Annotated in this window: 10 protein-coding genes and 1 riboswitch; of the genes, 6 read left to right on the forward strand and 4 right to left on the reverse strand. The window is 65.1% G+C overall.

All coding sequences use genetic code 11. The annotated features are described in order from the left end of the window. Nucleotides 1-3,401, reverse strand: a 3,401-nt coding sequence (gene smc / locus KBT70_RS18765; RefSeq protein ID WP_296637768.1) for a chromosome segregation protein SMC, incomplete at its 3' end; no start/stop codon positions are given. 211 nt (nucleotides 3,402-3,612) lie between these two features. Beyond that, nucleotides 3,613-3,838, forward strand: a riboswitch (cobalamin riboswitch). Between the two features lie 32 nt (nucleotides 3,839-3,870). On the opposite strand from smc, the gene KBT70_RS18770 reads away from it, so the two are divergent. Genes KBT70_RS18770 through KBT70_RS18780 form a run of 3 tightly spaced genes read left to right on the forward strand, consistent with a single transcriptional unit; the run spans nucleotide 3,871 to nucleotide 5,263 of the window. Beyond that, on the forward strand, nucleotides 3,871-4,035 hold the full coding sequence (locus KBT70_RS18770) for a CbtB domain-containing protein (protein ID WP_296637770.1): 165 nt from the start codon (nucleotides 3,871-3,873) through the stop codon (nucleotides 4,033-4,035). 3 nt (nucleotides 4,036-4,038) lie between these two features. Then, nucleotides 4,039-4,719 (forward strand): CbtA family protein, encoded by a 681-nt coding sequence (locus KBT70_RS18775; RefSeq protein ID WP_296637771.1) that lies wholly within the window; start codon nucleotides 4,039-4,041, stop codon nucleotides 4,717-4,719. Nucleotides 4,720-4,774: 55 nt separating this feature from the next. Then, the gene (locus tag KBT70_RS18780) at nucleotides 4,775-5,263 is read left to right on the forward strand and encodes a hypothetical protein (RefSeq protein ID WP_296637772.1); all 489 of its coding nucleotides are present in this window, start codon (nucleotides 4,775-4,777) and stop codon (nucleotides 5,261-5,263) included. A 4-nt stretch (nucleotides 5,264-5,267) separates the two neighbouring features. On the opposite strand, the gene KBT70_RS18785 is transcribed toward KBT70_RS18780, so the two are convergent. Further along, nucleotides 5,268-5,597 (reverse strand): DUF1636 domain-containing protein, encoded by a 330-nt coding sequence (locus tag KBT70_RS18785; RefSeq protein WP_296637774.1) that lies wholly within the window; start codon nucleotides 5,595-5,597, stop codon nucleotides 5,268-5,270. Between the two features lie 73 nt (nucleotides 5,598-5,670). Between KBT70_RS18785 and cobW the strand changes: the two genes are divergently transcribed. Beyond that, nucleotides 5,671-6,753 (forward strand): cobalamin biosynthesis protein CobW, encoded by a 1,083-nt coding sequence (gene cobW / locus KBT70_RS18790; protein ID WP_296637775.1) that lies wholly within the window; start codon nucleotides 5,671-5,673, stop codon nucleotides 6,751-6,753. Then, a complete protein-coding gene (locus KBT70_RS18795; RefSeq protein ID WP_296637777.1) occupies nucleotides 6,750-7,199 on the forward strand; it encodes a GNAT family N-acetyltransferase in 450 nt (149 codons plus the stop codon). Before cobW ends, KBT70_RS18795 begins: the two co-directional genes overlap by 4 nt. A 2-nt stretch (nucleotides 7,200-7,201) precedes the next feature. Here KBT70_RS18795 and KBT70_RS18800 read toward each other — a convergent pair whose 3' ends face one another. Further along, on the reverse strand, nucleotides 7,202-7,363 hold the full coding sequence (locus tag KBT70_RS18800) for a hypothetical protein (protein ID WP_296637780.1): 162 nt from the start codon (nucleotides 7,361-7,363) through the stop codon (nucleotides 7,202-7,204). A gap of 92 nt (nucleotides 7,364-7,455) precedes the next feature. On the opposite strand from KBT70_RS18800, the gene cobN reads away from it, so the two are divergent. Further along, a complete protein-coding gene (cobN, locus tag KBT70_RS18805; RefSeq protein WP_296637783.1) occupies nucleotides 7,456-11,172 on the forward strand; it encodes a cobaltochelatase subunit CobN in 3,717 nt (1,238 codons plus the stop codon). Between the two features lie 33 nt (nucleotides 11,173-11,205). On the opposite strand, the gene KBT70_RS18810 is transcribed toward cobN, so the two are convergent. Then, nucleotides 11,206-11,793 carry a hypothetical protein gene (locus KBT70_RS18810; protein WP_296637786.1) on the reverse strand — a complete coding sequence of 196 codons (588 nt, stop codon included), beginning with the start codon at nucleotides 11,791-11,793 and terminating at the stop codon, nucleotides 11,206-11,208. Between the last annotated feature and the right edge of the window lie 137 nt (nucleotides 11,794-11,930).

Below are 11,930 nucleotides of genomic sequence, written 5' to 3' on the forward strand. Positions count from 1 at the left end.
CCTTGTTCGGCCATGGTCACGCCAAAGAGCCGGTCCATCCTGCTCATGGTCACGGCATGGTGGGTGATGATGAGAAAGCGGGTTTCCGTGCGCCGGCACATCTCGTCCAAGAGATCGCAAAAGCGGGTCACATTGGCATCGTCAAGCGGGGCATCCACCTCGTCCAGCACACAAATCGGGGCGGGATTGGCAAGGAACACCGCAAAGATGAGCGCGAGCGCGGTCAGGGTCTGCTCGCCCCCCGATAAGAGGCTGAGCGTCGAGAGCTTCTTGCCCGGCGGCTGGCACATGATCTCGAGCCCGGCCTCTAGAGGATCATCGCTCTCGACCAGCACAAGACTGGCCTCGCCACCGCCAAAGAGGTGGCGAAAGAGCAGGCTGAAATTGGAATTCACTTGCTCGAACGCGGTCAAGAGCCGCTCGCGCCCTTCGCGGTTGAGGCTGGCAATGCCGCTGCGCAGGGTCTTGATCGCCTCTTCCAGATCGGTCTTTTCCTTGATCAGGCTGTCATGCTCGGCTTCGACCTCTTTGGCGTCCTCTTCGGCGCGCAGGTTCACGGCACCCAGCGCGTCGCGCTGCCGCTTGAGCCGGTTCACATCAGCCTCGATCGCGTCTGAGGCGGGCATCGTGTCGGGATCGACGCCAAGGCTCTGCAAGAGGGCCTCGGGCGTCTGTTCCAGCGTCTCGATGATCCGCTCGGCGGCGTAATCGCGGGTCTCGCGCGCTGCATCAAGCCGCGCCTCGGCGCGGGCGCGCATTTCACGCGCCTCAGAGGCAAGCCGCTCTGCCTCGCGCTCGTCCAACGCAGCCTGACGCGCAACGCCCTCGGCGGTCGAGAGCGCATCGGCGGCGGCAGCGCGGCGCGCCTCGCTGCGGGTGATTTCCGCGCCCAGTTCGGCGCGCTTGGCAGCGAGGAGTTCGGGTGCGGCGCTGGCATCGGCCAAGGCATCCTCCGACTCTTCCTTGCGCTCGGCCAGTTCGGCAATGCGGCGCTCTGCGGTCTCTAAACGGTGACGCCAGCCGCTGATTTCCTTGGTGATTTCCTGACTGCGACGGGTCCTGCGCTCGCCCTCGCGGCGCAACTCGTCGGCGCCTGACCGCTTGGTCATCATCGTCATGCGCGCGGCCTCGACGGCCATCTTGATATCCTCGAGATCGGCACGCACCGCATCCAGATCGCCCAGACCGGCCAGCCCCTTTTCCGCCTCGGACAGGCTCTGGCGGGCGGTCATCGCCTCTTCGTCATGGCGGGTGACGGCGAGACCAAGGGACTCGAGCCGCGATCCGGCAAGGTTGCGATCCGCTTCGGCGCGGCTGAGGGCGCGATTGGCCTCGTTGACGGCAGCATCGGCGGCACGACGTGCCTCGCGGGCGGCGCGGTCCTCATCCGTGCGGCGGACCAACGCCTCGCGCAGCGCCTCATGGCCGCGCACGGCCCCATCGGCGCGGGCGCTGGCATGTTCGAGCTGTTGCTTGAGTTCCTCCAGCCGGTTGAGCTGTTGCAGGCGCAGCGCGGCGGCAGAAGGGGCATCCTCGGCCCAAGCGCGAAAACCGTCCCAACGCCACAAATCACCCTCGGTGCTGACCAGACGCTGACCGGGTTTCAAGAGCGGTTGCAGGCGGGCGGCATCCTCGGGGTCGATCAGCCCGATCTGCGACATGCGCCGGGCCAGCACCTCGGGGACCGAGACATGACGGCTGAGCGCGGTCACACCCTCTGGCAAGGGTTGGGGCGTGGCATAGGCAGGCAGCACGGTCCAGCCGGAGGGGCCATCGGCCTCGACCTCGGGGGCGCGCAGATCATCGGCAAGGGCGGCACCCAACGCCTTTTCAAAGCCCTGCTGCACCTGAAGGCGGTCCATCACTTGCCCGCCCTCGGCGGTGTCGCGCTGCACCAGCTTGGCCAGTGCCGTCACCTCGGCGCGCAGGGCATTGACCTCACCCTCGGCCTCAGAACGGGTGGCGCGGGCCTCGGCCTCTTGCGCCTGCGCCTCGGCGCGGGCCTCGTCAGCGGCGATGAGGGCCAGTTCTGCCGCTTCGGCGCGCGCGACAGCCTCGGCCTCGGCCTCATGTGCGGCGGCGTGATCGGCTTCGGCGCGGGACAGGGCCGCGCGCAGGTCGGCTTGCGCGGCGCGGGCGCGCTCTGCCTCGGCCTCGCTCTTGGCCAAGGTCTTGCGGCTATCTTCCAGCAGGCGTTGCGCGGATTGGTGGCGCGCGGCCAAGCGGGCCATATCCTCGGTCATCTGGCTGAGGTCGTTTTCGCGCTGTTGCAGGATCTGCGCGGCATCGCGGGCCTCGGCCTGAGCGGCCTCGAGCCGGGCATCGTGGCCCTCGGCCCCCTTGTTGAGTTCGCCTGCCTCCCACTCCAGCCGGGCGATGGTATCGCCTGCGTCACGGTTCAGCCCGGCCTCACGCTCGATATCGCGGGCGAGTTGCTCGATGCGGCTGCGCAGGGTGGCGATGCGGTCGCGGGCGGTCGCCTCTTGCTCGGTCAGGGTGTCGCGCTGCACGCTCAGGCGTTGCAGGATGGCCGCGGCGATGGCCTCTTCCTCGCGCAGTTTGGGCAGCGCCTCTTCGGCCTTGGACCGGGCTTTGGCCGCCTCGCGCGCCGCCGATTCAGCACGGGCGGCGGCGGTGGTGCGTTCGCGCAGATCATCCTCGGCACGGGCGCGGGCCAAATCCGCCTCTTTCCAACGGCGATAAAGCAAGAGCCCCTCGGCCAAGCGCAGCTCTTCACCGATCTGTCGATAGCGCGCCGCCTGCTTGGCCTGCCGCGCCAGTTGCGCCAGTTGGTTCGCCAATTGCTCGACCACGTCGTCAACGCGGGTGAGATTCGCCTCAGCCCCGCGCAGCTTCAATTCGGCCTCGTGGCGGCGCTGATAGAGGCCGGAGATGCCGGCGGCCTCTTCCAGAATCCGCCGCCGCGATTTCGGCTTGGCGTTGATCAGTTCGGAAATCTGCCCCTGCCGCACCAGAGCGGGCGAATGTGCGCCGGTCGAAGCATCGGCAAAGAGCATCTGCACGTCACGGGCGCGCACATCCTTGCCGTTGACCTTGTAGGCAGAGCCCACATCGCGGGTGATGCGGCGGGTGATCTCTAGTTGATCGGCATCGTTGAACCCGGCGGGTGCCAGACGGTCGGAATTGTCGAGATGGATCACCACCTCGGCAAAATTGCGTGCGGACCGCGTGGCGGCCCCAGCAAAGATCACATCCTCCATCCCGTCGCCACGCATGGCGGTGGGACGGTTTTCGCCCATCACCCAGCGCAGCGCCTCGAGGAGGTTGGATTTGCCACAACCATTGGGCCCCACAACGCCGGTAAGCCCGCCCGCGATGATCAGATCGGTCGGGTCGACAAAGCTCTTGAAGCCGGTCAATCTGAGTTTCGAGAACTGCACCTGCGCGCGCGCCCTTTTTGTGCGGTGATTCCGTTGTCGGGCAAGTGTGATGGCTGAGGGGTCAGCCTGTCAACGATCAACCACAGGATATGGGGCGGTTATGGGATTTATCCACATGATATTGGGCGGAGCCCCGCCAATCCCCGCAAAAAGAATGCCGCAGACCGCCTCTGAGCGGTCGCAATCCTCCTTGACGGGGTTGGGCACAGCCTGCATACCAAAGGGGCAAGGTTCCTCGTTTGGGCGCAAAGCGCCTCGGGGATGAAATGGGAATGACGTGCCGGTGGACCCAATCAGGGCGCCTATGCGTCAGCCGCCCCCGCGACTGTAAGCGGCGAGCCCCTGCCAGATGCCACTGAGGTGTAAAATCCTTGGGAAGGCGGCAGACAGGCGACGACCCGCGAGCCAGGAGACCAGCCCTGCGTTCGTCAATCCCGCCTCGGGTGAGAGGCGCAAAGGAGATACCGCCATGACCGCACTGGTTCAAACCGCTGCAAAATCCACCGTCCTGCCCTTCGTCGCAGCCCTCTTTCTTGGCCTCGGCATCGTGACCGTTGCCGGCCATGTGCAAGCCTCGGCGCTGCATGACGCCGCGCATGACGTGCGCCATTCGACCGGCTTTCCCTGCCACTAAGCCATGTTCTCAAAAATTGCGACCAGCGCGTTGTTCGCTGGTTTCTGTGCAGGGCTGATTGCAGCCCTGTTACAGATCGTTTTCATTCAGCCGGTGCTGTTGCATGCGGAGCTGTATGAGGGGGGCAGTCTTGTGCATTTCGGGGCGGAGGCGGTCAGCGCCACGCCCGAATTGCCGGGCTTTGACATGATGCGCGACGGGCTCAGCGTTCTCTTTTCGGCGCTGATCTATGTCGGCTACGGGCTGGTTCTGGTGGCCTGCATGGGGCTGGCGGCAGAATATGGCGTGCGTATTGATGCGCGCAGCGGCGTGATCTGGGGCGTGGCGGGATTCGTTGCGCTGCATTTCGCCCCCGCCGTGTCGCTCCCGCCCGAAGTGCCGGGCGTGGCCTATACCGACATCACCGCACGGCAAATCTGGTGGTGGGGCACGGTGATTGCCACAGCGGTCGGGCTGGGCCTGATCGCCTTTGGCAAGGGGCCGGTGATGCTGGCGGTTGCGGTGGCACTCTTGGCGGCACCGCATCTGATCGGCGCGCCCGAACCCGAGAGCTTTACCGGGCCGGTGCCGCCGGAACTGGCCGCGCTCTTTGCCGCGCGCGCGCTTGGCGTGGGGCTGGCGGCTTGGGTCTGTCTGGGTGCATTGGCCGGGTATTTCTGGCACCGCGAGAGCGCCGCCGCCTGATATCTCAACACCCCGGCATCACGGTGCCGGGGTCATTCGACAGGAGACAGGAACGATGGCCAAACCACTTGCCTTTCTCGGCATCGGCCTCTTTTTCGGCACAGGTCTGGGATTTCTGGTCGCCGCCTCATCCGGCGCGCAGCTTGAGGGGCATGACCACGATCAGGGCGCGGCGGTGCATGACCACGCGGCGCATGACCATGGCGCCGCACACACGGCCCTGACCGAGGCGGGCACCCCCGCGCCGGTTCTGACCCTCACGCTGCACCCCGACGGGGCGCAGAGCCGCAATTTGCATATCGGGGTGGAGAATTTCACCTTTGATCCCGAGGGGGTGAATGGGGCGGCGGTGCCGGGACGTGGGCACGCACATCTCTATCTCAACGGGGTCAAGGTCGCGCGGGCCTATGGGCCGTGGATGCAACTGGATGCGCTGCCGGTGGGCACGCATGAACTGCGCGTGACGCTGAATGCCAATGACCATACACAGCTTGCAACGGACGGCGTGCCCATCGAGGCCACGATTGCGGTGGTGATCGAATGACCGCTCAGCCCGGCACGCGCCCGATCAGGCAATGCCGCAGCCGTCCGGCAGGGCGCGCATCCTCGATCCAGCCATCGGCGCAGGCAGCGTATAGCGCGGCAAAGGCCAGCGTATCCTCAAGATCGACCATCGGGTCGATATCGCCAAAGAGATACGTGGCCTTGCCCGGCGCGGAAAACGCCACGCTGAGCGGGCGACCGCAATTGGACATGCAGTCATGGTCCTGCACCGTGAACTCCATGCTCCGGTCGGCCAGCCCCACGCGCAGCCTAGCCGCAAAGCCCTTGCCATCCGTGCCCTCGCACGTAGAACAGACCACAATCCGGTGCATCATCGCCGATCCCCTTTTCCACCGGGCTTAGGCCAGCCGCCCCGCCCGATGCAAGCCCCCTGAAGGAGCCAAGAATATGCAAGCCAAGATCCCAGCCACCGTCGTCACAGGATTTCTCGGGGCCGGCAAGACCACGCTGATCCGGCACATGCTCGAGAATGCAGGCGGCAGGCGCATTGCGCTCATCATCAACGAATTCGGCGATCTGGGCGTGGATGGCGACATCCTCAAGGGTTGCGGGATCGAGACCTGTTCGGAAGAGGATGTGATGGAGCTGTCCAACGGCTGCATCTGCTGCACCGTGGCCGAGGATTTCATCCCCACCCTGCAAAAGCTGTTGGACCGCGAGCGCGCGCCCGATCACATCGTGATCGAGACCTCGGGTCTGGCGCTGCCGCAACCGCTTGTGCGGGCCTTCAACTGGCCCGAGATTTCGACGCGGGTGACGGTTGATGGCGTGGTGACGGTGGTCGATGGCAAAGCCGTGACCGAAGGGCGCTTTGCGCATGATGAGTCGGCGGTGGATGCACAGCGCAAGCTCGATGAGAATCTCGACCACGAAACGCCGCTCTCGGAGCTCTTCGAGGATCAGATGGCCTGTGCCGATATGATCGTGATCAACAAATCCGACCTGCTGACAGAGGAAGAGCGCGTGGCGCTGACCGCACGGCTGCGCGCGGATGCGCGTAAGGGCGTGCAGGTTGTGACCGCGACCATGGGGGCGCTGCCGGTTGAGGTGCTCTTGGGGCAAGGTATCGGGGCCGAGGCGGATATGGAGGCGCGGCATGAGTTGCACCATCATCATCACGACCATGACGAAGAGGATCATCACGACGACGAGGATGACGATCATGACCACGATCACGATCATGGCCACGATGCGTTCGAGAGCTTTGTGGTGACCCGGCCCGAGATCAGCGATCCAGCCAACTTTGCCAAGCTGATCACGGAGGTAATCCGCGCCCATGATATCCTGCGGCTCAAGGGCTTTGCCGCTGTGGCGGGCAAGCCGATGCGCCTGACCATTCAGGCCGTTGGGCCGCGCGTAGACAGCTATTTCGATCAGCCTTATGGCGCCGGTCCGCGCCAAACGCGGCTGGTGGTGATCGGTCAGGCGGGACTGGACCGGGCGGCAATCACCGCCGCACTCTCGGCATGATCATCGTCGAGGCGGCAGACCCGCGGCATCCAGAGGCCAGCGCGCTCTTGCGCGCGAGCCATGCGCTGATGGAATCGCTCTTTCCGCCCGAGGATAATTTCTTTCTCGACATCGACGCGCTCTGCGCGCCCGATATCCGCTTTTTTGCCGCGCGGAGCGGCGGAACAATTGTGGGCACTGGAGCGCTTGCGCTGCGCGATGGCTATGGCGAGGTGAAATCCATGTTCGTGGATGACGCGGCGCGGGGACAGGGGGTGGCAGACGCCCTGTTGCGCCAGATCGAGGATGAGGCGCGCGCGCACGCCCTGCCCTGCCTGCGGCTGGAAACCGGCAATCTCTTGGAGGCGGCACACAGGCTCTATGCGCGCCACGGGTTCACGCGGCGCGGGCCATTTGGCGATTATCCCGATGCGCCCTCGTCCATCTTCATGGAAAAGCAGCTATGAGCCTATTTCGAGGATTTCTCGGTCTTGGCCTTGAGGCGGGCAATCAGCTCTTCCTTGGAGGGGCGCTTGCCGAACGGGTTTTTGTCCGTGCCCGGTGCGTTATGCTCCTTGTGACGCGGGATCTTGCTGCCCTTCTTGGAGGCGCCCAATGCATTGTAGTCCATGTCGATGCCCTTTCGGCCCGGCCCCCCAGATGGGGCCGCTCTGACGCCGCTCTTGCCGCAAATTGCCGCCCCATTCAAGCTGGAACCGCCTGATGCACCTTCTCGCCGCTACACCTGGGGCCGTCGAGGATGGCAAAGACCCCGTCGATCTGGGGCAGACACCCGCCGATGTGATCTTTGTCTCTGCCGCCGATACCGAGCTTGCGGCGCTGAGCGAGGCGCGCGGCGAACTGGCAGAGCCCCCCAGCCTGCGGCTGGCCAACCTCAGCCATTTGCAGCATCCGATGTCGGTCGATCTGCATCTTGATCAATGCGCCACGAAATCACGGCTGGTGATCGCACGGATTCTGGGCGGCGTGGGCTATTGGAAATACGGGGCCGAGCAATTTGCCGCGCGCCTGCACGAGGCGGGCGTGCCGCTGGCGCTCTTGCCCGGCGATGACAAGCCGGACGCGGAATTGCGTGGTTTGTCCACGGTCTCGGACGAGGATTACGATGCGCTCTGGGCCTATCTGGTCGAGGGCGGGCCAGAGAATGCCGGAAATTTCCTGCGCTATGCGCACTCCATGCTCGAGGGGGGCGAGCGCCCTGCCGCCGCCAGCCCGCTGTTGCGCGCGGGCGTCTATTGGCCGGGGGCCGGGGTCGCGGGCCTGCGCGCCGCGCAAGAGGCGTGGCAGGCGGGCCAGCCTACCGTGCCGGTGATCTTTTACCGTGCTTTGGTGCAGGGTGCGGGGCTGCATCCGATCAACCGGCTGGTGAAATCGCTCTTGCGCGCCGGGCTCAATCCGCTGCCCATTTTTGTCGCCTCGCTCAAGGACCCGGTATCGGTGGCAACGCTGGAGCATCTTTTTGAGGTCGCCCCACCCTCGGTCATCCTCAATTGCACCGCCTTTGCCGTCGGCTCGCCGCACGCGGGCGACGATAGCCCCGAGAATCCGCTCTCGATGCCTGCCGCCAATGGTGCGCCGGTGTTTCAGGTGGTGCTTGCAGGCACATCGGAAGAGGTCTGGGCCAAGGGGCTGACTGGCCTCTCGGGTCGCGATATCGCGATGAACGTGGCCCTGCCCGAGGTCGATGGCCGCATCCTGAGCCGCGCCATCAGCTTCAAGGGTGAGGCGTTTTTTGACGCGGTCACGGAATGCCCGATCGCTACGTATCGCGCAGTCGGCGACCGGGTCGATTTCGTGGCGCAACTGGCCGCGAATTGGGCCAAGCTGCGCCAGACGCCCGCGCCCACGCGACGGGTTGCACTCATCCTTGCCAATTACCCGAACAAGGATGGGCGGCTGGCCAATGGCGTGGGTCTCGATACGCCTGCGGCCACGGTGCATGCCCTGAGCCTGATGGCCGAAGCAGGCTATACCGTCACCAATCGCCCCGAGGATAGCGATGCCCTGATGCGGGCGGTGATGGCAGGGCCAACCAACTGGCTGACGGATCGCGCATCGCGTGAGGGGGGTGAGACGCTGCCGCTGGATGTCTACCTCGAGCATTTCAACGCCCTGCCTTGGGACCTGCGCGAGGCAATGACAAGCCGTTGGGGTGCCCCCGAAGACGACCCTTTCATCGTTCCCCAAATACTCAAATCCGACGGCACCACCGGCGCAGGCTTTGCCCTGTCGATCCTGAGTTTCGGTCATGTCGTGGTCGGGCTGCAACCGGCGCGGGGCTATAACATCAACCCGACCGAGACCTATCATTCCCCCGATCTGGTGCCGCCGCACAATTATCTCGCCTTCTATATCTGGCTGCGCCACCATTTCGGCGCGCAGGCGATTGTGCACATGGGCAAGCATGGCAATCTCGAATGGTTGCCGGGCAAGGCACTGGCGCTCAGCGCCGAGTGTTGGCCCGAGGCGGTGCTAGGGCCGATGCCGCATGTCTACCCGTTCATCGTCAACGATCCCGGTGAAGGCACGCAGGCCAAGCGCCGCGCGCAGGCGGTGATCATCGACCACCTGACCCCGCCGCTTACCCGCGCCGAAACCTATGGTCCGTTGCGCGATCTGGAGGCGCTGGTGGACGAATACTATGAGGCCGCCGGGGTCGATCCGCGCCGCATTGCCCATCTGCGCCGCGAGATCCTGACGTTGAGCGCCGCCACCGGGCTCGACAAGGACGTGGGCATGTCCGGCACCGATGAGGCGGGCGATCTGGCGCGGCTTGATGCCTATCTCTGCGAGTTGAAAGAGGCGCAGATCCGCGATGGGCTGCATGTGTTTGGGCAATCACCGACGGGTCGGTTGGAAGTTGATCTGGCCATCGCCCTGGCCCGTGTGCCGCGCGGGAACGGCAAGGGGGGCGATGCGTCCTTGATCCGGGCGCTGGCGCTGGATCATGGGCTGCGCATTGATCCGCTCGATTGCGATATGGCGGCCCCTGCGGCTGAAAAACCGCTGGCTTTGGCAGACCTCAGCGCCGATCCGTGGCGCAGCAATGGCGACACGGTCGAGCGGCTGGAACTGATGGCGCAGCGCCTCTTGGCGGAGAGGGAGCAAGAGGTCGGACCGCATACAGCGGCGGTTCTGGCGGAGATTGCGGCGCGCATCCGCCCTGCCATTGCGGCCTGTGGGCCGGATGAGGGCGCAGGATTGCTGCGGGCGCTGGAGGGGCTGGCGATTGCCCCCGGCCCTTCGGGTGCGCCGACGCGCGGGCGGCTCGACACCCTGCCCACGGGGCGCAACTTCTATAGCGTGGACAGCCGCGCCGTGCCCACGCCAACTGCCTGGGCCTTGGGGTGGAAATCCGCCAACCTCTTGATTGAAAAGCATTTGCAAACGCATGGCGACTGGCCGCGCGCCCTTCTGATCACCGCCTGGGGCACGGCCAATATGCGCACGGGCGGCGATGATATCGCGCAGGCGCTGGCGCTGATGGGGGTCAAGCCGACATGGGATGCCGCCAACCGGCGCGTGACCGGGTTCGAAATCCTGCCCGAGGGCGTGCTGGGGCGGCCGCGGGTGGATGTGACCCTGCGCATCTCGGGGTTTTTCCGCGATGCCTTTCCACAACTCATCGCGCTATTCGACAGCGCGGCGCGGGCGGTGCAGGGGCTCGATGAGACCGAGGACAACAATCCCGCCGCCGCGAGAGCGCGGAGCGAGGGGGTTGCACCGCGCATTTACGGATCAAAACCGGGGGCTTATGGCGCGGGTCTGCAGGCGATGATTGACGAACGGCTCTGGGCCAACAAGGTCGATCTGGCAGAGGCGTATCTCACTTGGGGCAGCTACGCCTATGGCGCCAAGGAGGCGGGCACGCCGGACCGTGCGGGCTTTGAAACAAGGCTACGGCAGACCGAAGCCATCGTGCAGAATCAGGACAACCGCGAGCATGATCTTCTTGATTCTGATGACTATTATCAGTTCGAAGGGGGTGCGGCGGCGGCGGTGAGCACGTTGCAGGGGCGCGACCGACCTGTGTACCACAACGACCATTCCCGCCCCGAACGCCCGGTGATCCGCACGCTCGAGGATGAGATCGGGCGGGTGGTGCGCTCCCGCGTGGTCAATCCGAAATGGATCGAAGGGGTCAAGCGGCACGGCTACAAAGGCGCCTTCGAGATTGCCGCCACGGTGGACTATCTCTTTGCTTTTGCGGCCACAACCGGCGCTGTGCAGGGGCATCACTTTGATCTGGTAGAGGCGGCGTTTCTCGAGGATGACGATACGCGGGAATTCATCGCGGCGCATAATCCATCGGCCTTGCGTGAGCTGGCGGAACGGTTGGCAGAGGCGGTGGAGCGGGGGCTGTGGACGCCGCGCTCCAACTCTGCGCGCGCGCGGATTGATGCCGCGCGGGGGTGGTAGCGCGCTGAAAACAGGGCAAAATCCGCGTCGGTATCACGTTGGCAGGCCCAGCCCCTCAAGCCAGAGCGCCCCGTCGCGATACCCGCCCCGGATGAGCCGCCCCGGTTCGGTGACTTCGGGAAAGGCAGCGGCCCAATCGCGGTAGCGGTCATTGGTGACAATGGGCGCGCCCACATCCCGCGCGACGGTCAAAAGGTAGCGATCCGCGACGGTGCCCTTGGGCACGACCATCACCAAATCCTCGGCCAGCCCCAGATACCCGCCCATAGCGTCATCGTGTTTGTAGCGGCCCTTGAGCAGATAGCCCGCATTCGCATCAAAGACGACGCCCGGTGCAAAACCCATCCGGCGCAGAGTGGCGATGACCTCGCGCAGCGTCTCGATCTGCGGGGTGTTGTCGCGCCAATACATGACATTGGAGCCGTCGATCAGGATACGGTTCGGCTCGGGTTCGGGTGCAGGCGGGGCCGTGATCCGCTGGGCAAGGGCGCGCAAGAGCAGGATCAGAGCGGCGATGGTGCAAGGCCCCGCCAGCAGGATCAGATCGCCATAGCCGGGCAGCATCAGCGCCACGGCAACGCCGATCAGAGAGAGGGTAAGGATCAGAACCGGAACAACCATGAGAGGTGTTTAGCGCGGGGGATGGGGAGGGGGAAGTGGAGGAGTTGGTTGTACAGGTTTGCGGGAATGACGGGAGGTGATGGATGCCTTACGTTGCTTAAAAGCATTCGTCGTTTAAACATGTCGTTACCACCGAT

It is taken from the genome of Roseovarius sp., from assembly GCF_018066915.1.
Lineage (GTDB): Bacteria > Pseudomonadota > Alphaproteobacteria > Rhodobacterales > Rhodobacteraceae > Roseovarius.